Source organism: Nocardioides sp. SRI_004 (genome assembly GCF_057586415.1).
In genome coordinates this window covers 177000-199865 of record NZ_JBYCZV010000005.1, presented here as the reverse complement: position 1 = coordinate 199865, position 22866 = coordinate 177000, and the positions used below count along the sequence as shown (strand labels likewise).

Sequence of the window (22866 nt, the reverse complement as noted above, 5' to 3'; positions counted from 1 at the left end):
AAAGGGTTCGGTCTGAAGGCAGGCCGAGGACAGTCATGGACATGTCACGCTCCTCTCGACGGGTCCGCGGGAACGCGCGGACGGACGCACCCGATGGTGACCGACATCCGTTCGCCGGGGCAACCGAATTAGCTCGCCCCTCCGACGGCTGCGGGACGTAGGGTGGCCCGATGCGCATGCGGACCGTTCTCGTGGTGTTCCTCCTGCTGCTCGTCCCGGGTCTGTCCGGCGCGGGCGCTGCCACCCTCACGGCCGGGCCGGGCTCGCCCGTCGGTCCCGACCCCTACTGGAAGTACGACGGCAACGGCGGCACGGACGCCCTGCGCTACAACATCCAGGTCTCCTACGACTTCGGCTCCCGCACCCTGCGCGGCCGCACCGTCGTGACGATGCGCGCGAAGCAGGACCTGACCAGCTTCACCCTCGACCTGCTGCTGCCGGTCTCGGCGGTCAAGGTCGACGGCCGCACCGCCCGGTTCGCCAAGCCGCTCAACCACGAGCTGAAGGTGGTGCCGCCGGCGACGATCGCGAGCGGCGACATCTTCCGGGTGGACGTGACCTACGCCGGGAAGCCCGACGCCTACACCTACGGCGGGGAGCGGAACTGGCTGGCCGACCGCAACGAGGTCGTCGCGATGAACCAGCCGCACATGGCGCCGTGGTGGTTCCCGTCCAACGACCACCCCACCGACAAGGCGGTCTTCGACGTCCGGGTGAGCGTCCCGCGCGCCAAGCGGGTCGTCAGCAACGGCTCGCTCGTCAGCCGCACGGTGAGCGGCACCCGCGCCACGACCCACTGGCGGACGGTCGACCCGATGGTGACCTATCTCGCCTTCTTCGCCGCCGGTGGCTACGACGTCGCGAGCGGCCGTACCGGCAAGGGCATCCCGTACTACTACGCGGTCTCGCAACAGCTCTCGTCCGGCGACCGCACCCGCGCGATGAGGCAGCTGCGGCAGAGCGGGCCGGTCACCGACTGGCTGCAGGGCTGGCTCGGCACCTACCCGTTCACGTCCACCGGCGGCCTGGTGACCGGTCTCGACGTCGGCTTCGCGCTCGAGAACCAGACCCGGCCGACGTACGGCGCCTGGATCTATCCCAGCGTGGTCGTGCACGAGCTCGCGCACCAGTGGTTCGGCGACAGCGTCGCCGTCCACCGCTGGAAGGACATCTGGATCAACGAGGGCTTCGCGACCTTCTCCGAGGTCGCGTACGCCGCCGCGCACGGCGGGCCGTCGGTGGCGTCGTGGCTCAACGCGGCCTACCAGGACCGCTGCCACGAGTCCGGGTCGTCGTTCTGGACCCTCGACCTCACCGCCCCCGGAGCGGCGAACATCTTCGACGAGGCGGTCTACGACCGCGGCGCGATGGTCCTCGCGGCCCTGCAGAACCGGATCGGCGCGACGGCCCTGCGCGACCTGCTCCGCACCTGGGTGGCGCAGCACCACGACGGCAACGCGAGCGTGGCCCAGTTCGAGGCGCTGGCGGCCAGCGAGACGGGGGAGGACCTGGACGGGTTCTTCGACGCGTGGCTGCGCGACGGCACCGTTCCCTCCGGGGCCGGCAACGGGCTGCTGCACGCCTGCTCGTAGCGTGCAGCGCGCCTCCCACGGCACCGGTGGGGCTTTTGGTACCAATGTGTCGAACTGTGCCCCGTAGCACGCCGGACCAGGATGGAGACGCCCGCCGATGGACGCCAAGAAGGTGATCGCCCTCGTGGTGATCGTGTTCCTCGGGTTCTGGATGTTCACGGACCCCAACGGCCTGGCCGACACCTCCAAGAGCGCCGCCAGCAACGGCTGGGACCTGACGACCGATGCGTTCAACGGCGTCATCGACTTCGTCGGCGCGATGGACTGATCCGAGAGCCACCATGAGCTTCGTCGCGGGCGTCGTCCTGCGACTCGGCGACCCGAAGATCGGCAAGCACCTCCTGCGTGACGAGGGCGAGGTCGTGGTCGACGAGGTCACGCACCACTGGTTCGCCTACCTGCGACCGGGCGCCGAGGCCGTGCTGGCCACCCTGCTGCTGGTCGCGAGCTGGTTCGTCGCCGTCGAGGTCGCCTGGTTCTTCATCATCGTGGCGGTGGGGCTGCTCGGCCACGCCGCGTGGGGCGGCCTCGCGGTGCTGCGCGACCGGTTCGTGATCACCAACATGCGGGTGTTCCGCGTCCACGGCGTGCTGTCGCAGAGCCTGGCGACCATGCCGCTCAGCCGGATCCTCGACATCTCGGTCAAGAAGCCGCTGCACGGACGGATCCTCGGCTTCGGCCACTTCTGCTTCGAGTCCGCCGCCCAGGAGCAGGGCCTGCGCGACATCCGGTACGTCGGCCGGCCCGACGACCGCGACCTGGCGATCCAGCGCGTGGTCCAGCGAGCGGGCCTGCGCGGACCCCGAGTCCCGAACTGACCACCGTTCCGTAGGATTTGCTGCCATGACGCAGCAGCCGTTCTCCCGTCCCGGAGCCATCGACCTCTCGGCGCTGAAGCGGCCCGCCGGAGCCGCGCCCGCCGGAGCGCCGACAGGTGGCGCGAGCAGCGCTCCCGCAGGCGGCTCGGCGTACTCGGTGGCGATCGACGAGGCCAACTTCCAGACTGTGCTCGAGGCGTCGATGACGGCGCCGGTGGTGCTCGTCTTCCACTCGCCCTCGCAGTCGCCCGAGAGCGAGCAGCTGGCCCGCGACGTGGCCACCGTCGCCGACGAGTACGACGGCCGCTTCCTCGCCGCGACCATCGACGTCGACGCGGTGCCCCAGATCGCGCAGGCGATGCAGATCCCGCAGGTGCCGCTGATGCTGGTCATCCTCGACGGCCGCCCGGCGACCCAGCCGATCCCGGGCGCCGCCCCGATCGACGACATCCGCGCGCTCTTCAACCAGTTCGCCCAGCAGCTGACCGCCCAGGGCATCGCCGGGCGCCACCAGCCCAACGCCTTCGGCGGCGCCGCTGCCGGCGAGGTGGGCGAGGACGGCGAGCCCGAGCTCGACCCGCGATACGCGCCCGCGCAGGAGGCCCTCGCCGCGGGCGACATCGACGCCGCGGTGGCCGAGTACCAGAAGCTCGCCGACGCCAACCCCGCCGACCACGAGGCCGCGGCCGGCCTGGCGATGGCCAAGGTGCTCCAGCGCACTCAGGGCGCCGACCTCAACGCGGCGCGGGCGGCCGCCGCCGCCAACCCCGACGACGTCGACGCGCAGACCCTGGTCGCCGACCTCGACATGCTCGGCGGCCACGTCGAGGACGCCTTCGCGCGGCTGGTCGAGCTCGTTCGTCGTACCGCCGGCAAGGACCGCGACCGCGCCCGCGAGCACCTGCTCGGCCTGTTCGGCGCCGTCGGCAACGACGACCCGCGGGTGCTCAAGGGCCGCCAGGCCCTCGCGTCTGCCCTCTTCTGAAGTCGGACGCCTGATGTCGGTCACGCCCGCGAGCCGGGCGATGGGAGTCCGGCAGGGCGCCGGCTTCCTCGCGCAGGGCATGCGCCTGTGGAAGCACCGGCCGCGGCTGATGCTGCTCGGGATCATCCCGGCGCTGATCAGCGCCGCGCTCATCGTGACGCTGTTCGTCGTGCTCGTGATGTACGCCGACGACGTCATCGACTGGGCCACGCCCTTCGCCGACGACTGGTACGACGCCCTCCGCACCACCTTCCGCGCGGTGCTCTTCGTGCTGGTGCTGGCGGGCGCGGCGATGCTCTCGATCATCACCTTCACCGGCCTGACCCTCGCGGTCGGCGACCCCTTCTACGAGAAGATCTGGAAGGAGGTCGAGATCTCCCTCGGCGGCGACGTGCCCGAGCAGGGCGTCGGCTGGCTGCGCGGGATCCTCGACGGCGTCCAGCTCGTGCTGATGGGCATCGGCACCGCGATCCTCGTCTTCGTCATCGGGCTGCTCCCGCTGGTCGGCGCGATCGCCGGCTTCTGCATCGGCCTCGTCCTGGCCGGGCGCCTGCTCGCCGGCGAGCTGGTGTCGCGCCCGCTCGAGGCCCGCGGCATGGACCGCGCGCAGCGCCGCGAGCTGATGGCCGAGCACCGCCGGGCGATGCTCGGCTTCGGGGTCTGCGTGCAGGCGTGCTTCCTGATCCCCCTCGGCGGCATCGCGGTGATGCCGGGCGCCGTCGCGGGCGCGACCTACTTCGCCCGCGAGGCCCTGGACCGGCGACCGGGCGCGGACGTGCCCGCCCGCGAAATTGATTGACGTCAATCAATTTCCCGGGCGGGGCCTCTGAGCACCGGTTCGATTGCGGCGCGATCGACCGTCAGCCGCCCACTCCCGCGAACGCAGCCAGCACCGCCTGCACGGCGGGGGAGTCGGCCATCGTGCGCCGGTGCAGGGCGTCGACGAGCCGGATCGGCTCCGGGTCCTCCACCCGTACGGCGACCAGCTCCTCGCCCAGTGGCGCGCGCCCCATCCGCGGGATCAGCGCGACGCCGAGGCCGGCGCGGACGAGGGCGAGGTGCGACTCGAACTCCCCGGAGACGTGGGCGATGCGGGGCGGGCGGCCGGTGCCGTCGTACATGCGGGAGAGCCACTGGCGACAGATCGTGCCCTCGGGGGTGGCGATCCAGCCGACGTCGACGAGGTCGTGCGGCGTCACCCGCGCACACCGGGCCAGCGGGTCGTCGCGGTGCACGACGAGGTCGGCGAGGTCCGTGGCGACCGGCGTGCTGACGACGTGGTCCGGCACCGCGAGCGGTACGCCGCCCCAGCGGTGGACGATCCCGAGCTCGGCCTGGCCCGAGGCGACGAGGTCCACGACGTCCCACGGCTCGCGCTCGTCCAGGGTGAGGGTGAGGTCGGGGTGGGCGTCGCGCAGGGAGCGGGCGATCGGGGCGATCAGCCCGCGCATGGCGGTGGAGAAGGCGGCGAGCCGGACCCGGCCGGCGACCACGCCGGCCCGCTGCTGCAGCCCCGCCTCGAGCTGCTCGAGATCGGCCAGGACCTGCTCGCCGGCGTCGACGAGGTGCTGGCCGTGGCTGGTGAGCATCACCCCGCGGCCGACCCGCTCGAGCAGGGGGACGCCGGTCTGCCGCTCGAGGCGCTTGACCTGCTGGGAGATCGCGCTTGGGGTGAAGCCGGTCGCCGCCGCGGCGGCGACGACCGATCCGTGGGTGGCGACGGCGCGCAGGCCGGCGAGGGCGTCCAGGTCAATCATGCAGCAACGCTACATGAAGTTGCGCAGATCTATTCGCTGGTGCTTCATGGTTCCGGCGGCGACGATGGACGGGTGACCCGCAAGGACCAGGCCCTCGCCGCCCTCGTCGCCGTGATCTGGGGCTTCAACTTCGTCGTGATCGACTGGGGGATGGGCGACGTGCCGCCGCTCCTGTTCCTCGCCGCGCGCTTCCTCGCCGTGGTCGTGCCGGCGGTCTTCCTGCTCCCGCGTCCGCCCGTCCCGTGGCGCACCGTGGCGGCGGTGGGCGTCTTCATGTCGCTGGGCCAGTTCGGGTTCCTCTACGTCGCGATGGACGCCGGCATGCCGCCGGGGCTCGCGGGCCTGGTCCTCCAGGCGCAGGTCGTGCTGACCATCGCGCTCGCCGCGGTGGTGCTGCGCGAGCGGCCGACGCGGCCGCAGGTCGCCGGCGTCCTCCTCGGCGCCGTCGGGCTGGTCGTCGTCGGCCTCGGCCGCGGCGGGCACGTCCCGGCGATCGCCCTCCTGCTGTGCCTGTCGGCGGCGCTGATGTGGGCGATCGGCAACGTCGTGTCCCGTGCCTCCGGAGCGACCGGCGGCCTCTCGCTCACGGTCTGGTCGGCGCTCGTCGTCCCGGTCCCGCTGGTGCTGCTCTCGCTCGTCGTCGACGGCCCGAGCGCGGTCGCGGACGGCGTCGCCGCGTTCGGGTGGCGGGCCGGCCTGTCCACCGTCTACACCGCCGGGCTCGCCTCGCTGGTCGGCTACGGCCTCTTCAACGGGCTGCTGTCGCGCAACCCGTCGTCGGCCGTGGTGCCGTGGATCCTGCTCGTCCCGCCGGTCGCGATCGGGTCGGCGTGGGCGCTGCTCGACGAGGTCCCGTCGACCGGCGAGCTGGCCGGTGGCGCGCTGCTGGTGCTCGGCGTGCTGGTCGCCCAGGCCCGCTGGTCCGGTCGGCTCAGCGGCCGGACTCGGTATAGCCGGGACCCTCGCCCGCGAGACTCGCCAGAGCAGCTCGCACCCGCCGGGCGGTGAAGTCCGCGGCCCGCTCGTCGACCTCGTCGAGGGTGAGGAAGGCCGCGCTGCGGATCTCGCGGGCCTGCGGCACGACCTGCTCGACGATCGACGCGGGGTGCGCGCCGCCGTCGAACACGAGGCAGAGCGCGTCGTCCCAGCCGCCCCACGGCGGCAGCCAGTCGGTCAGCAGCAGCCGGCCGGCGGGGATCTCGAGGGCGAGCTCCTCCTCGACCTCGCGAGCGACGGCGACGTGCGGCGACTCACCGACCTCGACCACGCCTCCGGGCAGGTCCCAGTCGGTCTTGTAGGTCAGGTTGCACATCAGCACCCGTGCCGCGGGGCCGTCGGCGTCGCGGACCAGCATCTGCGCGATCCCGCGCTTGCGGGGCAGGAACGAGTTGAGCAGCGCGCGGAAGCCGCCCGGCTCGTGCACCGGGACGTCGTCGACCAGGCGCGCGTAGACGACCACGTCGCCCGCGCGCCCGCGCTGGACGCCCTCGCGGCGCAGGCCGGACCAGGTCGCGATCCGCTGGGCCTCGGCATCGTCGATCGCGACCTTGACCTCGACCCGGTCGTGGTCGGTCAGCGCCTCGGCCACCTGGCGTCGTACGACGTCGACGGCGGCCTGCCAGCCGCGCTCGGTGAGGTCGGAGGTCCAGGTCAGCCGGGCGATGCCGTCGTCGACGGTCGCGTGGCTGATCTCCGGCTGCTCCGACACAGCGCAAACCCTAGACGACTGGTCGTCATTCAGCGGAGGGTGCCACCAGCCAGAGCGTGGCGAGCGGTGGCAGCACGAGGTCCGCGTACGCGGGGCTGCCGCCCGGCGCACCGGCCTCCATCGGGCCGGCCGGCTCCGCGTGGACGGTGCCGAGGTTGCCGACCCCACTGCCGCCGTACGACGCCGCGTCGGTGTTGAGCGCCTCGGTCCACGCGCCGGCGACCGGCAGCCCGAGCCGGTAGTCGTGGGGGACCGCGGCGAAGTTCGACACGCTGACCAGGTCCGGCACGCCGGGCTGCCCGGAGCGGCGGACGAACGAGAAGACGTTGTGTCCCGCGTCCTGGCCGTCGATCCACGCGAACCCGGCGGGGTCGTTGTCCAGGCGCCACAGCGCCGGCTGGTCGCGATAGCGGGCGTTGAGGTCGCGGACGAAGTCGAGCATGCCGCGGTGCTCGGGCTTCTGCAGCAGCCACCAGTCCAGCTCGCGCGCCTCGGCCCACTCCGACTCCTGGGCGAACTCGCAGCCCATCATCAGCAGCTGCTTGCCGGGGTGGGACCACATGAAGGCGAGATAGGCGCGCAGCGTCGCGAGCTGCTGCCAGCGGTCGCCGGGCATCTTGCGGACCAGCGATCCCTTGCCGTGGACGACCTCGTCGTGGCTCAGCGGCAGGACGTAGTTCTCCGAGAAGGCGTAGACGAGGGAGAAGGTCATCTCGCCGTGGTGGTAGGCGCGGTGCACCGGCTCGTGGCGCAGGTAGCCGAGGCTGTCGTGCATCCAGCCCATGTTCCACTTGAAGCCGAAGCCGAGCCCGCCGCCGGAGGTCGCGCCGGTGACGCCCGGCCAGGCGGTCGACTCCTCGGCGATCGTGACGATTCCGGGCACCCGCTTGTAGGCGGTGGCGTTGAGCTCCTGCAGGAACTGCACCGCCTCGAGGTGCTCGCGGCCGCCGTACCGGTTCGGGTGCCACTCGCCCTCGTTGCGGCCGTAGTCGAGGTAGAGCATGGACGCGACCCCGTCGACGCGCAGGCCGTCGACGTGGAACTCCTCCAGCCAGTAGAGCGCGTTCGCGAAGAGGAAGTTGCGCACCTCGGGGCGACCGAAGTCGAAGATGTAGGAGCCCCACTCCGGGTGCCACCCCCGCTGCGGGTCGGGGTGCTCGTAGAGCGCGGTGCCGTCGAAGCGGGCCAGCGCCCACTCGTCGGTCGCGAAGTGGCCGGGCACCCAGTCCAGGATGACCGCGATGCCGGCGGCGTGCAGCGCGTCGACGAGCCGGCGGAAGCCGTCGGGATCGCCGAAGCGCGCGTCGGGCGCGAAGTACGACGTCACGTGGTAGCCCCACGAGCCCCCGAACGGGTGCTGCATCACCGGCATCAGCTCGACGTGCGTGAAGCCGAGGTCGGCGAGATAGCCGGGCAGGTCGGCGGCGAGCTCGTCGTAGGTCCAGTAGGACCCGTCGGGGTGCTTCTTCCACGAGCCCAGGTGCAGCTCGTAGGTCGACATCGGCTCGTTGACCGGCTGCCGGGTCGCGCGCTGCTCCAGCCAGGCGTCGTCCTGCCACGTGTGGGTGCTGGTGAAGACGCGGGAGGCGGTGGCCGGCGGCGGCTCGGCGAAGAAGGCCATCGGGTCGGCCTTGTGCCGCCACACGCCGTCGGCGCCCTCCACCACGAACTTGTACGACGCCCCGGAGCCCACGCCCGGCGCGAAGGCCTCCCACAGGCCGCTGCCGATCGGCACCATCCGGTGGGCATTGCCGTCCCAGCCGTTGAAGTCGCCGATCACGCTGACGTTGCGCGCGTTGGGCGCCCACACGACGAAGCTGGTGCCGGGCTCGGGCTCGGTGCGCTCGTGAGCGCCCAGGGCTTGCCAGAGCAGCTCGTGGCGGCCCTCCGCGACGAGGTGCAGGTCGATCTCTCCGAGTGTCGTCGACACGTGTTTCGGCATCCTCTCGAGTCTAACGAGGTGGTGAGCGACCGGGCGGTACCCCGCGCCGTCCCCGGCAGTCGCCGACGCGACGGCCCGCCTCGGGGAGCGCTGGGGGCGGGTGATCTGATGGGCTGGTGACGACCACCCCCGACGAGCGCCTCGGCTGGCGGCTGACCGTCCTCGTCCCGGTCGTGCTCGGCTGCCTGTCGATGATCGGGCCGTTCAGCATCGACACCCCGTTCCCGGCCTTCGCCCAGATGGAGCGCGAGCTCCCGGCCACGGCCGGCCAGCTGCAGCTCGTCGTCACCGTCTACCTCGCTGCCTTCGCCGCGATGAGCGTGCTCCACGGCCCGATCTCCGACGCGGTCGGGCGCCGCCCCGTCATGGTCGTCGGTCTCACCGTGTACGCCGCCGCCTCCATCGCCTGCGCCTTCGCGCCCGACCTCGGCTGGCTCCTCGTGGGCCGGGCGTTGCAGGGGCTCAGCGCCGGCGGGGCGACCATCGTCAGCCGCACCGTCATCCGCGACCTCTTCTCGGGAGCCACCGCGCAGCGGCTGATGAGCCGGGTCGCGCTGGTCTTCGGCGTCGCGCCGGCGATCGGGCCGATCATCGGTGGCCTCGTGCTGCAGCTCGGCGACTGGCCCCTGGTGTTCGTCTTCCAGGCCGGCCTCGGGGTCGTGCTAGTGCTCGCCGTCGTGCTCCTCCTGCCGGAGACCCACCCGCGCGAGCGGCGTACCGCCCTGCGCGTGGGCTCGGTCGTCGGCGGTCTCCTGCAGGTCGCCCGCGAGCCCGCCTTCCACCGCCTCGCGTGGGCGACCGCGCTCCTCTTCGGCGCCCAGTTCCTCTACATCGGCGGCGCCGCGATCTTCGTGGTCGACGTGCTGGGCGAGGGCGAGCTCGACTTCTGGAAGCTCTTCGTCCCGATGATCGGCGCGATGATGCTCGGCTCGTGGCTGTGCGGCCGCGCCGCCGGCCGGATCTCGGCGCGGCGCCTCACCTCCATCGGGTGCACCACCTCGTTCGTCGGCGGCGTCATCGGCATCCTGGTGGCCGCCTCGCCCCTCGCGGCGGACCTGCCGTGGGCGGTGGTCGGGGTCAGCCTGGTCGCCCTCGGCAACGGCATCACCTACCCGACCATCCAGCTCCTCCTGCTCGACCTGTTCCCGGGCCGGCTCGGCGCCGTGGTCTCGATGTCGGCCTTCCTCGCGCTCGTCCTCAACGCGATCACCGCCGTCGCCGTCACCCCGCACCTCGGCACCTCGGCCCTCGGCTTCGCCACCGCCGCGTTCATCGGCGTCGCCGGCGGCCAGCTCTGCTGGGCCTGGCACTGCGCGGTCGAGAACCGCGACTGCGCGGTGGCGGGTGTGGGGGAGCGGGAGCCCGTCGAGCTCCTCTGACGCACCGTTCGTCGAGGAGGTCGCGCCGACCCTCGTTCGTCGAGGAGGTCGCGCCCACCCTCGTTCGTCGAGGAGGTCGCGCAGCGACCGTCACGAGACGCCGCTGGTCGGTCCACCCACACCGTGGCCGGTCCGGATTCCCGCGTACCTGCGCGCCGTCGGCCCGGCGCTGCCACCATCGTGCCGTGATCGTGCTCCGTCCCCTGCTCGTCCTCGCCCTGCTGGCGCTCTCCGGTTGCTCGCACGAGTCGGACCACGTGGACTCCGCGCGACCCGAGCCGGCGGAGGGGTTCGGGCGGCGGGCGCTCGGGGCGATCGACGCGGCGACCAGCTGTGCGGCGCTGCAGGCCGCCTGGGACGAGTACCTCGACTCCGCCACCCGCGCTTCCGTCGCGAGGCGGGTGCCGTGCACGCGCCGTGTCCTCGCCACCCGGCACGAGGTCGTCGAGGTCCTCCGCTACGACGGAGGCATCTTCTTCGAGCTCCCCGAAGGGGTCTCCGGCGCTGGCGTCCACCGGGTCGTGCTCGAGCCGACCGATCGGAGCGAGGTCGACTCGTTCCCCCTCTCCGACTTCCTCGACGACGGCTGGTACGTGGTGACGGAGGACGGACGCCGACGGCTGCTGAACCCGGCGATCGTGGCCCTCGACGAGTGCCTGGCGCAGCAGGACGAGTGCCGCATGGCCGGTTGAGCACCTGATCGGTGGTCGCCGACTTTCACCTGCGGTTCGCCGTGTCCCGCCTGCCCGGCACGCCCGGCGGTGCTTTGATGCCCGCATGGGCGCGAAGTGCTGGATGGTCGTGTACGCCGACGGACCGGTCCCGCCGCTGCTGCGTGGTGAGCCGGAGCTGGACGAGGAGGCCACCGCGGACCTGGTGGCCCGCCTGCACCCCCGGGCGGCGCTGACCGAGCTCGGTTACGGCGACCTGCTCGAGAACCCGAACCCTCCGGACCGGGAGGCATGGGCGGCGGTCTACCCCGGCGTCGCCATCGTCTGCACGTCGCGGGTCGCGAAGGACCGGCCGACCGACATCGACCCCGCCATCCTCGGCGCCATGCCGGGCCGTACGACGTACGTCGCGGCGATGCACAGCGTGGTCGACTGGTTCGCGTACGCGATCTGGGACGCCGACGGCGAGCTGGTCCGGTCGCTGAGCCTGTCGCCCGACGACGGCATCATCGAGGACGTCGGCGAGCGGCGGGCCTTCGAGGCGCCCTACTGGGCCGGCGAGCACGCGGAGGAGGACGACTACCCGCTGCCCTTCCACCCGCTCGACTTCGGTGAGGACGCGCTCGTGGACCTGTTCGGCTTCTGCTTCGAGGGCGACCTCCCGCCCGACGGGACCGACGTCGAGGACGTCACCCTGCTCGGGTTCCGGGTGGGCTAGCCCACGAGCCGGGCGACGCCCTCCAGCGGGATCGACAGCCAGTTCGGCCGGTTCCGGGCCTCGTAGAGGCACTCGTAGACGGCCTTGTCGACGACGTACGCGGTGAGCAGGGTGCGGTCGGCAGGACCCAGCCCACCCTCACCGCAGTACGACGCCAGGAACGCCCGCCGGTTGCGCTTGGCCCACTCGGCGGCGCGGATCGCGCGCTGGTGCTCGACGTCGGCGTCCTCGGCCGGCATCGAGGCGGCCACGGCGTGCGGGGCGTAGTCGAACGAGCGGGTCATCCCGGCGACGTCGCGCCACGGGGAGTCGGGGAGCAGCCGCTCGGACAGCGGCTTGGCCGGCTCGCCCTCGAAGTCGACGAACTTCCAGCCGGCGACGGTGCGCAGCGTCTGCCCGAGGTGCAGGTCGCCGTGGACCCGCTGCACCGGGATCTCGCCGAGCCCGGCGACGGCCGCGAACACCGCACGGGCGCCGTCCGCGTGCTCGGCGAGCTGGGGCACGACCCCGATGGCGGCGTCGAGCCGCTGCGCCATCACCTCGGCCAGGACGGACGCGGGCAGCGCGGAGGTGGGGAAGGACTCGCGGAGCTGGCGGTGCACCTCGGCGAGCGCCTCGCCGAGCCGGGCCGCCTCGCTGGCGAAGTCGCCGCCGACCTCCTCGGCGTGCAGGTCCGCCTCGGCGAACAGGTCCCGCACGCTCGCGAGCGCCTGACCCCAGCCGTCGCTCGCCGTGCGGAGGAACTGCTGCAGCATGCCGAGCTGCCGGTCGCCCTGCTCGATCCAGCCGTAGAGCGCGGCGACGTGCGTGGAGCCGGCCTCGGTGAGCGCGCGGTGGGTGGTGACGTCGGGGTTCTCGCCCGGGGTCACCTTGCGGAAGAGCTTGAGGACGGCGTCCTCGCCGAAGAAGACCGACGAGTTCGACTGCTCCCCGCCGAAGGGGCTCGCCGTTGCCTCGAGGTCGAGCTCGTGGCCCTCGAGCCGCACGAACCGGAGCCCGCCCTCGACCGGCACGCCGTCCGCGAACGCCCTCAGGTACGCCGCCATCGCCTGCCGGTCCTGCACGGCGTCGTACACGGGGCGGCCGTCGCGCTCGCCGACGAGGGCGTGCTCGAGGTGGTCCTGCAGGTCGTCGTACACGGAGAGCGGGAGCTGGTAGAGCTCGACGTCGCCGTCGGCGTAGGTGAGCTCGACGAGTCGCACCTCGACGCGCGGGGCGTCGCCGACGGTGCCGACGACCTCCTCGCCGGTCACCGTGAAGTCGCGACCCTTGCCGCCGAACCACCGGCTGCGGCCGATGAACGGGGCGAGGAACTGGTCCGTCACAGCACGGGCCTCCCTGTCGTGTCCGGATCCGTGAGCCGGAACCAGTAGAAGCCGTGCCCGCTGAGCGTCAGGAGATACGGGAGCTCGCCGATCGCGGGGAACGGGACACCGCCGATCAGCTCCACGGGGACGCGTCCCTCGAACTTCCGCAGGTCGAGCTCGACCGGCTGCGGGAAGCGCGAGAGGTTGTTGACGCACAGGATGACGTCGTCGCGGCCGTCGGCCTTGGGCAGCTCGCGGACGTAGGACAGCACGGTCGGGTTGGAGCCACCGAGGTCCTCGAAGGTGCCGAGGCCGAAGGCGTCGTGCTGGCGGCGGATGTGGATCATCCGGCGGGTCCAGTGCAGCAGCGAGGAGGGGTTCTCCAGCTGCGCCTCGACGTTGACGCTCTGGTAGCCGTAGACCGGGTCCTGGATCGTCGGCAGGTGCAGCTTGCCGGGCGTGGCCGCGGAGAAGCCGGCGTTGCGGTCCGGCGTCCACTGCATCGGCGTCCGGACGCCGTCGCGGTCGCCGAGCCAGATGTTGTCGCCCATGCCGATCTCGTCGCCGTAGTACAGGACGGGCGACCCGGGCAGCGACAGCAGCAGCGCGGTGAACAGCTCGATCTGGTTGGTGTCGTTGTCGAGCAGCGGGGCGAGCCGGCGGCGGATGCCGATGTTGGCCTTCATGCGGGGGTCCTTGGCGTACTCGCCCCACATGTAGTCACGGTCCTCGTCGGTCACCATCTCGAGCGTCAGCTCGTCGTGGTTGCGCAGGAAGATGCCCCACTGGCAGCCGGACGGGATCGGCGGCGTCTGCTCCATGATCTCCGAGATCGGGAAGCGGGACTCGCGACGCACGGCCATGAAGATGCGCGGCATCACGGGGAAGTGGAACGCCATGTGGCACTCGTCGCCGCCGACCTCCGGGTCGCCGAAGTACTGCACGACCTCGGTCGGCCACTGGTTCGCCTCGCAGAGCAGGACCCGGCCGGGGTAGTTGTCGTCGACGAACTTGCGGACCTTCTTGAGGAAGTCGTGCGTCTCCGGCAGGTTCTCGCCGTTGGTGCCGGGCCGCTCGTAGAGGTAGGGAACCGCGTCGAGCCGGAAGCCGTCGAGGCCCATGTCGAGCCAGAAGGCCATCGCCTCCAGCATCGCGTCGTGGACCGCCGGGTTGTCGAAGTTGAGGTCCGGCTGGTGGTGGAAGAAGCGGTGCCAGTAGTACTGGCCGCGGGCCTGGTCCCACGTCCAGTTCGAGGGCTCGGTGTCGACGAAGATGATCCGCGCGTCCTGGTAGAGCTCGTCGGTGTCGGACCACACGTAGAAGTCGCCGTAGGGCCCGTCGGGGTCGCTGCGCGACGCCTGGAACCACGGGTGCGCGTCGCTCGTGTGGTTCATGACGAAGTCGATGATCACGCGGATCCCACGCTCGTGTGCCGCGTCGAGGAAGGCGTGGAAGTCGTCGACCGTGCCGATCTCGGGGAGGATCCCGGTGTAGTCGGCGACGTCGTACCCGCCGTCGCGCAGCGGCGAGCTGAAGAACGGCGGCACCCACAGGCAGTCGACGCCGAGCCACTGCAGGTAGTCGAGCTTCTCGGTGAGGCCGCGGAAGTCGCCGGTGCCGTCGGCGTTCGAGTCGCGGAACGACCGGACCAGGACCTCGTAGAAGACCGCGGTCCGGAACCACTCGGGCTCGTCGTTGAGGACGGTCGACTCCGCCACGCTCACGTGTGCTCCTTCACGCTCAGGATGTGGGCCGGCTGCTCGGGTGGGAGCCGGACGTAGTTGTGCTCGCCCCAGGTCCACTCGTCGCCGGTCAGCTCGTCGTGCACCGTGTACGACGAGCCCGGCGGCAGGCCGAGGGCGGCGAGGTCGACGTGCACCATCGTCTCGCGCGGCTGGTGCGGGTCGAGGTTGATGACCACGATGACGCGGTCGGGGCCGGCGACCTTCGAGTACGACACGATCTGGTCGGAGTCGGTCGGGTTGACGCTCAGGTTGCGCAGCAGCTGCAGCGCCGGGTGGGCGCGGCGGACCGCGTTGAGCCGGGAGATGTACGACGTCAGGTCGGCCCCGACCGTGCCGGGTGCCGTCGCGGCGTCCCAGTCGCGGTGGCGCACCTGGTACTTCTCCGAGTCGAGGTACTCCTCGCTGCCCGGGCGCACCGCCACGTGCTCGCCGAGCTCGTAGCCCGAGTAGACACCCCACGTGGGGGAGGAGGTCGCCGCGAGCGCAGCCCTGATCCTGAAGGCCGGCGGGCCGCCGTACTGCAGGAACTCGTGGAGGATGTCGGGGGTGTTGACGAAGAAGTTCGGCCGCACCCGGTGCGCCGACTCCGCCGACACCTCCAGCAGGTAGTCCTCGATGTCGACCTTCGCCGTGCGCCACGTGAAGTACGTGTACGACTGGTGGAAGCCGATCGCGCCGAGGGTCTGCATCATCGGCGGCTTGGTGAAGGCCTCGGCGAGGAAGAGCACGTCGGGGTCGGTGCCCCGGACCTCGGCGAGCAACCACTGCCAGAACGAGACCGGCTTGGTGTGCGGGTTGTCGACGCGGAAGATCCGCACCCCGTGGGCCATCCAGTGACGCACCACCCGCAGCACCTCGGTCGCGAGGCTGTCCGGGTGGTCGTAGGGGTAGGCGTCGAAGTTGACCGGGTAGATGTCCTGGTACTTCTTCGGCGGGTTCTCCGCGTAGGCGATGGTGCCGTCGGCGCGGGTCGTGAACCACTCCGGGTGGGCGGCGACCCACGGGTGGTCGGGAGCGGCCTGCAGGGCCAGGTCGAGCGCCACCTCGAGGTCCAGGGCGCGGGCCTCGGCGACGAAGGCGTCGAAGTCCTCGATCGTGCCGAGGTCGGGGTGGATCGCGTCGTGGCCGCCGTACCGGCTGCCGATCGCCCACGGCGACCCGTCCCAGTCGTCCGGGATCGGCTCGCCCTCGGCGGCCACCGTGTTGTTCGGACCCTTGCGGTTGACCTCGCCGATCGGGTGGATCGGCGGCAGGTAGACGACGTCGAAGCCCATCGCCGCGATCGCGGGCAGCCGCTTCGTCGAGCCGGCGAAGCCGCCCTCCGAACGCGGGAAGAACTCGTACCAGCTGCCGAAGAGGGCGCGGGGGCGGTCGACGAACACCGGGAAGGGGCCCTCGACCGTCAGCAGGTCGCGCAGCGGGTGCGCCTCGAGCGCGGCGACGACCTCGGCCGACTCGATCTGCGCCAGGCGCGCCTCGACCGGTCGCTTGGTGTCGCCGGCGGCGGCGATCGCCGCCTTCACCGTGGCCCGCTCGGCCCGCGTCAGGCCCTTGCCCTTGAGGACCCGCTCGAAGAGCAGCTTGCCGTCCTTGAACATCAGCTCGACGTCCACGCCGGCCCGGATCTTGATGCCGGCGTCGTGGAACCAGGTGCCCAGCGGGCTGGACCACGCGTGGATCTCGAACGCCCACGGTCCCTCGAGGTCCGCGGCCACCCACGCCTCGTAGCGGTCGACGCTGTGCCGGTCGACCGGCGGCCGCGTCGTCATCCGCACCGGCGGCCGTCTCTTCCCGTCCGGGCCCACGAGGACCACTTCGGCGCCGAGGCGATCGTGTCCCTCGCGGAACACGGTGGCGCTCACGGGGAACGGCTCGCCGACGGCGGCCTTCACCGGGAGCGCTCCCTCGGTCGGTGCGGTCACGAGGACCGGCTTCACGTCGATGACGGGGATGCGTCCGACCATGTCACGAACCTATCGGGTCTCAGGAGAGCGCCAAGTCCCACACCTCGACGGTGTCGCCCGGCGCCAGGGGCCCGGTACCCGGCTGCAGGTCGATCAGTGCGTCCGCTCCCGCGAACCAGCCGAGGAAGCCCGACCCGGGCGGGCCCCAGGGCGTCACCGTCCCGGCGGTGCGGTCGAGCCGGGCGCGGCGCCACTGCCGCTTGTGGGGGAGCGGGGTGAGGGGCTCGGTCAGCGCGGCCCGGACCACGGCGCGGGCCGGGACCGGGTGGCCGAAGGCGGCACGGAGTGCCGGCCGCACGAAGACCTCGAACGACGTCAGCGCGCTGACCGGGTTGCCGGGGAGGCAGACGACGGGGACGCCGTCGACCAGGCCGGAGCCCTGCGGCATGCCCGGCTGCATGGCCACCTTCACGAACTCGATGCCCCGTGGGCCGAGCCCGTCCTTGACGACCTCGTAGGCGCCGGCGCTCACGCCGCCGGACGTCAGCACCAGGTCCACCTCGCCGGAGGCCAGCTCGCCGTCGAGCAGGGCCAGGAAGGTGGGCACGTCGTCCTCGACCCACAGCCTGCGCACGGCGATCCCGCCGGCGTCCTCGACCGCGGTGGCCAGCAGGGCGCCGTTGGCGTCGCGGATCTGTCCCGAGCCGGGGAGCGGCTCCTCGGCCAGCTCCGAGCCGGTCGACACGACGAGCACGCGCGGCCGGCGTCGTACGACGACCTGGCGGACGCCGAGCGCGGCCAGCACCCCGACCTGGGCGGCTCCGAGCACGGCGCCGGCGGCGAGCACCTCGTCGCCCACGGCGACGTCGCTGCCCGCGGGGCGCACGAAGGAGCCGGTCGTGCGGGCCTCGGTGATGGTGACGGTCTCGGTGCCGCCGTCGGTCACCTCGACCTCGACGACGGCGTCCGCGCCGCGGGGGACCGGGGCGCCGGTCATGATCCGGACCGTCGTACCCGGCGCCAGCTCGCCGACCGGCGCACCGGCCGGCACGTCGCCCGCGACCGGGAGTCGGACCGGAGCGTCGGGCGAGGCGCCGTCGACCTCGGCCGCCCGGACGGCGTACCCGTCCATGCCGGAGTTGTCGAAGGACGGCAGCGGCTCGGCGGCCAGCACCGGCTCGGCCAGGACCCGGCCGCGGGCGTCGTCGAGGGGGACCGTCTCGGTCGGCCAGGCATCGGGCCCGCCGGCACGGGCGAGCAGCCCGGCGACGTGGCGCTGGTGGTCGGCGACGGAGCGGAGGGCTGGGGTGCTCATCGGAGCCAGCCTAGAGCGCCGACGAGACGGGCGAGGCAGCCCCCATGACCCGCCTCGCCCGTCTGTTGCCCCCTCAACCACGGGGACGGTCGGGAGTTACGCCCTGTCGCGGACAGTTCTGGTGACGCCTCTGCCCGGGCCAGGCGCGACCGGCAGGTGGTCGGCGCATTGGATCGTTCAAGTCGGAGGCGTTAACGTCGACCCATGCGTGCGATCCGGAGGTTCACGGTCCGCCCCGTCCTGCCCGACGCGCTCGCCGCCCTCGGCGAGCTCGCGGCGAACCTGCGCTGGTCGTGGCACCCACCGACCCAGGCGCTCTTCGAGGAGATCGACCCCGAGCTGTGGCTCGGCGTGCGCGACCCGCTGCGCCTGCTGGGCGAGGTCCCGGCCGAGCGCTGGGCCGAGCTGGCCGCCGACGAGTCGTACGTCGCGCGGGTCGCCGAGGTGCGGGCCGACCTGGCGTCGTACCTCACGGGGGAGCGGTGGTACCAACGGGCCAGTGCCGCCGAGCCGGAGCAGACGTGGCCGGCGTCGATCGCGTACTTCTCGCCCGAGTTCGGCATCACGGCGGTGCTGCCGCAGTACTCCGGCGGTCTCGGCATCCTCGCCGGCGACCACCTCAAGGCCGCCAGCGACCTCGGCGCCCCGATCGTCGGCGTCGGGCTGCTCTACAAGCACGGCTACTTCAAGCAGGCACTGTCGCGGGAGGCGTGGCAGGTCGAGAGCTATCCCGTCCTCGACCCCGACGGGCTCCCGATCTCGCTCCTGCACGAGGAGGACGGCCAGCGCGCGACGATCTCGATCCGGATGCCCGGCGGGCCCGACCTGCTGGCGCGGATCTGGGTGGCGTCGGTCGGCCGGGTCCCGCTGCTGCTCCTCGACACCGACTTCGAGCAGAACCCCGAGCCCTACCGGCTGATCACCGACCGCCTCTACGGCGGCAACACCGAGCACCGCCTGCGCCAGGAGCTGCTGCTGGGCGTCGGCGGCGTCCGCGCCCTGCGCGCCTTCTCGCGGATCACCGGAGCCCCGGCGCCGGAGGTCTTCCACACCAACGAGGGCCACGCCGGCTTCCTCGGCGTCGAGCGGATCCGGGAGCTCACCGTGGGCGAGCAAGGCGACGGCGACGTCGACTTCGCGACCGCCCTCGAGATCGGCCGTACGTCGACCGTCTTCACCACGCACACGCCGGTGCCCGCCGGCATCGACCGCTTCCCGCGCACCCTCGTCGAGCAGTACCTCGGCGACCAGGGCGCGACCCCCGGCGTCCCGGTGGAGCTGGTGCTCGGCCTCGGCGCCGAGGACTACGAGGGCGGCGACCCGGGCGTCTTCAACATGGCCGTGATGGGCTTCCGGCTCGCGCAGCGCGCCAACGGCGTCTCGCAGCTGCACGGCCACGTCAGCCGCGGCATGTTCAACGGCCTGTGGCCGGCCTTCGACGAGGCCGAGGTCCCGATCACCTCGATCACCAACGGCGTGCACGCGCCGACGTGGGTCGCCCCCGAGGTCGCCGCGCTCGCGACCGCGCAGGGCGCCGACTACGACGGCGACGACACCGAGGCCTTCTGGGCCGCCTTCGACAAGGTCTCCGGCCCCGACGTGTGGCAGACCAAGCGGGCGCTGCGCGAGCGGCTCGTGGCCGACGCGCGCCGTCGCCTGCGCAAGTCCTGGGAGAAGCGCGGGGCGGCGCCGGCCGAGCTCGGCTGGATCGACGAGGCGCTCGACCCGGACGTGCTGACCATCGGCTTCGCACGCCGCGTGCCGTCGTACAAGCGACTGACGCTGATGCTGCGCGACCCCGAGCGGCTCAAGTCGCTGCTGCTGCACCCCGAGCGCCCGGTCCAGCTGGTCGTCGCCGGCAAGGCGCACCCGGCCGACGACGGCGGCAAGCGGCTGATCCAGGAGCTGGTCCGCTTCGCCGACGCCGAGGACGTGCGGCACCGCATCGTCTTCCTGCCCAACTACGACATCGCGCTCGCGCAGCCGCTCTACCCCGGCTGCGACGTGTGGCTCAACAACCCGCTGCGGCCCTACGAGGCCTGCGGGACGTCGGGCATGAAGGCCGCGCTCAACGGCGGCCTCAACCTGTCGATCCTCGACGGCTGGTGGGACGAGTGGTACGAGCCGGAGTTCGGCTGGCCGATCCCGTCCGCCGACGGCCTGGAGGACTACTCCGACAAGCGCGACGACCTCGAGGCGACCGCGCTCTACGACCTCATCGAGAACGAGGTCGCCCCGCGGTTCTACGACGTCGACCACGACGGCGTGCCGGTGCGCTGGGTCGAGATGCTGCGCCACACGTGGGCCAACCTCGGCCCCAAGGTGCTCGCCACCCGGATGGTCCGCGACTACATCGCCCAGCTCTACGCCCCGGCCGCCGCCAACGCCCGCGCCCTCGCGGCGACCGAGAACGGCGCCCGCGACCTCGCCGCCTGGAAGGCCCGCGTGCGAGCGGCCTGGCCGGGCGTGCGGGTCGAGCACGTCGAGGCCGCCGGACTGGGCGACGTGACCGAGGTCGGCGCCCGCCTGGCGGTGCACTCCTACGTCGCGCTCGGCGACCTCGCCCCCGGTGACGTGGAGGTGCAGCTCGTGCACGGCCGCGTCGACTCCGAGGACGACCTGGTCGACACCGCCCTGACGCCGCTCACCCTCGTCGAGTCGTACGACGGCGGCCGCCACCGCTTCGACGGCGACCTCGAGCTCGGCCGACCGGGCCCGTTCGGCTACACCGTCCGGGTCGTGCCGAGGCACCCGCTCCTGGTCGCGCCCGCCGAGCTCGGGGTCGTCGCGCTCGCCTGAGGACGGTCAGGCGTCGGCCTCCTGCATGACCACGACGCTGCGCGCGCCGATCGTCAGCACCTCGCCGACCTCGACCCGCGTCCCGTCGGGCAGCCCCGGATCGGTGGACAGCACGATCGCACCGGCGTGCACCCAGTCGTTGTCGGGCAGGTAGACCTCGATCGGCTCGGCACCGGCGTGGAACCACAGCAGGAAGGACGTGTCGATCTGCTGCTCGCCGCGGGGGCCGGGGGTGCGGAGCGGCCGCCCGGAGACGAACATCCCGATGGTGGTCAGCCCGGCGTCGTACCAGTCCTCGTCGGTCATCTCCCGACCCGAGGGGTGCAGCCAGGCCAGGTCCTTGGGGCCGCCGACGATGGTCGGGCGCCCCTCGAACCAGTGCCGCTGCCGCAGGGCGGGGTGCTCACGCCGCAGCGTCAGGGCCGCGCGGGTGACCTCGTAGACGTCGAGCCACGCGTCGTCCACGCTCCAGTCGACCCAGGAGATCTCGTTGTCCTGGCAGTAGGGGTTGTTGTTGCCGCCCTGGGTGCGGCCGCGCTCGTCGCCGGCCGTCAGCATCGGCACGCCGTTGGAGAGGCACAGCGTCGCCATCAGGTTGGCGGCCTGGCGCCGCCGCAGCGCCACGATGTCCGGGTCGTCGGTCTCGCCCTCGACGCCGTGGTTCCACGAGCGGTTGTTGTCCGAGCCGTCGCGGTTGTCCTCGCCGTTGGCCTCGTTGTGCTTGTGGTCGTAGGACACCAGGTCGCGCACGGTGAAGCCGTCGTGGGCGGTGACGAAGTTGACCGAGTTGTACGCCGACCGGCCGTCGTCGGCGTACAGGTCCGACGATCCGGCGAGCCGCGTCGCGACGCTCTGGGTGCCGCCGGACTGCCCGCGCCAGAAGTCGCGGATCGTGTCGCGGTACTGGTCGTTCCACTCCACCCACGGCGGCGGCATCCCGCCGACGAGGTAGCCGTCCATCGACACGTCCCACGGCTCGGCGATCAGCTTCACGTGCCGCAGCACGGGGTCCTGGCCGATGGCGATGAGCAGCTTGCACGCCATGTCGACCTTGATCGCGTCCGGCCCGGCCGTCCGGGTGATCGCCGACATCAGGTCGAAGCGGAACCCGTCGACGTGCATCTCGGTGACCCAGTGGCGCAGGGAGTCGAGGATGAGGCGCAGCGCCAGCGGGTCCTCGGAGTTGACCGTGTTGCCGCAGCCGGTCACGTCCCAGTATGTGTCGTCGTAGTCGGGGTCCCCGTCCAGCCCCGGGGGGTTGCGGCGGTAGAAGCCGCGGTCGTCGAGCCCGCGGAAGGAGTACGTCGGCCCGTCGGGCCCGGCCTCCGCGGTGTGGTTGTAGACCACGTCGAGGATCACCTCGATCCCGGCCGCGTGCAGGCTGCGCACCATCTCCTTGAACTCGGTGACCTGCTGGCCCCGGTCGCCGCTCGAGGAGTACGCCGCGTGCGGCGCGAAGTACCCGATCGAGTTGTAGCCCCAGTAGTTGACCGTGCCGCGCTCGAGGAGCGCCGGCTCGGAGAAGAACTGGTGGACCGGCAGCAGCTCGACGGCGGTGACGCCGAGGTCGTTGAGGTACTGCGTCACGACGGGGTGCCCCAGGCCGGCGTACGTGCCGCGCAGCTCCTCGGGGATCCGGTCGTGGAGCTTCGTGAAGCCCTTGACGTGGAGCTCGTAGATCACGGTGTCGAGGTAGCGGCGGCGGATCGGCGTCTCGCCCTGCCAGTCGAACGCCGGGTCGACGACCACGCTCCACGCGGCGCCTGCCTCGCCGGAGACCGCGAGGCCGTAGGGGTCGAGGAGCAGGACCGAGGGGTCGAAGCGCATGCCCTGCTCGGGCGCGTCCGGGCCCTCGACCCGGTAGGCGTAGCGGGTGCCGGGCGCGACGGAGGGCAGCGCGCCGTGCCAGATGCCGAGCGACTGCTCGGTGAGGGCGTAGCGACGCTCGGCGCCGCCGGGACCGTCGAGGGCGACGCAGAGCCACACCGCCGTCGCGTTGGGTGCGTAGACGGCGAAGTTCGTCGACTCGGCCGACCAAGTCGCGCCGAGCGGCCAGTTGCGCCCCGGCCACACCTCTGCCTGCTCTCCGAGAGTTCGCCACAGGGTGGGGGTCACTCGGCCATTGTGCCGGGTGCACGAATTCGGCCGACACGCCGACGCGCGTCCAAACCCGGGTTCATGTGACCGACGCGCCTGGGTAGCGGCAGAATGCGGGACGGGGCCCAA

General features: G+C 72.2%; 18 protein-coding genes. 10 read left to right on the top strand and 8 right to left on the bottom strand.

Annotation, left to right across the window (positions count from 1 at the left end):
• Positions 1-170: 170 nt before the first annotated feature.
• From AC2YHB_RS08695 to AC2YHB_RS08675, 5 genes are all read left to right on the top strand, one after another.
• A complete protein-coding gene (locus tag AC2YHB_RS08695) occupies positions 171-1592 on the top strand; it encodes a M1 family metallopeptidase (protein WP_179647545.1) in 1422 nt (473 codons plus the stop codon).
• A gap of 97 nt (positions 1593-1689) precedes the next feature.
• On the top strand, positions 1690-1860 hold the full coding sequence (locus AC2YHB_RS08690; RefSeq protein ID WP_179647544.1) for a hypothetical protein: 171 nt from the start codon (positions 1690-1692) through the stop codon (positions 1858-1860).
• 13 nt (positions 1861-1873) lie between these two features.
• Entirely contained in the window at positions 1874-2410 is a 537-nt protein-coding gene (locus tag AC2YHB_RS08685; protein WP_179647543.1) for a PH domain-containing protein, read from the top strand.
• A gap of 25 nt (positions 2411-2435) precedes the next feature.
• Complete coding sequence (locus AC2YHB_RS08680; protein ID WP_179647542.1) at positions 2436-3395, top strand: co-chaperone YbbN; 960 nt, start codon at positions 2436-2438, stop codon at positions 3393-3395.
• A gap of 13 nt (positions 3396-3408) precedes the next feature.
• Complete coding sequence (locus AC2YHB_RS08675) at positions 3409-4194, top strand: EI24 domain-containing protein (protein WP_179647541.1); 786 nt, start codon at positions 3409-3411, stop codon at positions 4192-4194.
• 61 nt (positions 4195-4255) lie between these two features.
• On the opposite strand, the gene AC2YHB_RS08670 is transcribed toward AC2YHB_RS08675, so the two are convergent.
• Entirely contained in the window at positions 4256-5152 is an 897-nt protein-coding gene (locus AC2YHB_RS08670; protein WP_179647540.1) for a LysR family transcriptional regulator, read from the bottom strand.
• Positions 5153-5224: 72 nt separating this feature from the next.
• Here AC2YHB_RS08670 and AC2YHB_RS08665 point away from each other — a divergent pair, with 72 nt between their 5' ends.
• Complete coding sequence (locus AC2YHB_RS08665) at positions 5225-6160, top strand: EamA family transporter (protein WP_179647539.1); 936 nt, start codon at positions 5225-5227, stop codon at positions 6158-6160.
• Here AC2YHB_RS08665 and AC2YHB_RS08660 read toward each other — a convergent pair.
• Together AC2YHB_RS08660 and glgB are read right to left on the bottom strand one after the other, a co-directional pair.
• The gene (locus tag AC2YHB_RS08660) at positions 6084-6860 is read right to left on the bottom strand and encodes an NUDIX domain-containing protein (RefSeq protein WP_036546664.1); all 777 of its coding nucleotides are present in this window, start codon (positions 6858-6860) and stop codon (positions 6084-6086) included. The two genes, AC2YHB_RS08665 and AC2YHB_RS08660, sit on opposite strands and share 77 nt — an antisense overlap.
• Positions 6861-6885: 25 nt before the next feature.
• Entirely contained in the window at positions 6886-8790 is a 1905-nt protein-coding gene (glgB, locus tag AC2YHB_RS08655; protein ID WP_308645447.1) for a 1,4-alpha-glucan branching protein GlgB, read from the bottom strand.
• Between the two features lie 128 nt (positions 8791-8918).
• Here glgB and AC2YHB_RS08650 point away from each other — a divergent pair, with 128 nt between their 5' ends.
• From AC2YHB_RS08650 to AC2YHB_RS08640, 3 genes are all read left to right on the top strand, one after another.
• A complete protein-coding gene (locus AC2YHB_RS08650) occupies positions 8919-10181 on the top strand; it encodes a multidrug effflux MFS transporter (RefSeq protein WP_179647537.1) in 1263 nt (420 codons plus the stop codon).
• 185 nt (positions 10182-10366) lie between these two features.
• On the top strand, positions 10367-10873 hold the full coding sequence (locus AC2YHB_RS08645) for a hypothetical protein (RefSeq protein ID WP_179647536.1): 507 nt from the start codon (positions 10367-10369) through the stop codon (positions 10871-10873).
• 85 nt (positions 10874-10958) lie between these two features.
• Positions 10959-11570, top strand: coding sequence for a DUF6928 family protein (locus AC2YHB_RS08640; protein WP_218864583.1), 612 nt, complete (start codon positions 10959-10961; stop codon positions 11568-11570).
• On the opposite strand, the gene AC2YHB_RS08635 is transcribed toward AC2YHB_RS08640, so the two are convergent.
• Genes AC2YHB_RS08635 through AC2YHB_RS08620 form a run of 4 tightly spaced genes read right to left on the bottom strand, consistent with a single transcriptional unit; the run spans position 11567 to position 17841 of the window.
• Positions 11567-12895 (bottom strand): maltokinase N-terminal cap-like domain-containing protein, encoded by a 1329-nt coding sequence (locus tag AC2YHB_RS08635; RefSeq protein ID WP_036546655.1) that lies wholly within the window; start codon positions 12893-12895, stop codon positions 11567-11569. The two genes, AC2YHB_RS08640 and AC2YHB_RS08635, sit on opposite strands and share 4 nt — an antisense overlap.
• A complete protein-coding gene (gene treS, locus AC2YHB_RS08630) occupies positions 12892-14601 on the bottom strand; it encodes a maltose alpha-D-glucosyltransferase (protein ID WP_036546652.1) in 1710 nt (569 codons plus the stop codon). The genes AC2YHB_RS08635 and treS overlap by 4 nt, the downstream gene beginning before the upstream one ends.
• On the bottom strand, positions 14598-16586 hold the full coding sequence (locus tag AC2YHB_RS08625; protein ID WP_179647535.1) for a maltotransferase domain-containing protein: 1989 nt from the start codon (positions 16584-16586) through the stop codon (positions 14598-14600). The genes treS and AC2YHB_RS08625 overlap by 4 nt, the downstream gene beginning before the upstream one ends.
• Positions 16587-16605: 19 nt before the next feature.
• On the bottom strand, positions 16606-17841 hold the full coding sequence (locus AC2YHB_RS08620) for a molybdopterin molybdotransferase MoeA (protein WP_179647534.1): 1236 nt from the start codon (positions 17839-17841) through the stop codon (positions 16606-16608).
• Positions 17842-18045: 204 nt separating this feature from the next.
• Here AC2YHB_RS08620 and glgP point away from each other — a divergent pair, with 204 nt between their 5' ends.
• Positions 18046-20640, top strand: coding sequence for an alpha-glucan family phosphorylase (glgP, locus tag AC2YHB_RS08615; protein WP_036546646.1), 2595 nt, complete (start codon positions 18046-18048; stop codon positions 20638-20640).
• 6 nt (positions 20641-20646) lie between these two features.
• On the opposite strand, the gene glgX is transcribed toward glgP, so the two are convergent.
• Complete coding sequence (glgX, locus tag AC2YHB_RS08610; RefSeq protein ID WP_179647533.1) at positions 20647-22755, bottom strand: glycogen debranching protein GlgX; 2109 nt, start codon at positions 22753-22755, stop codon at positions 20647-20649.
• Positions 22756-22866 lie beyond the last annotated feature (111 nt).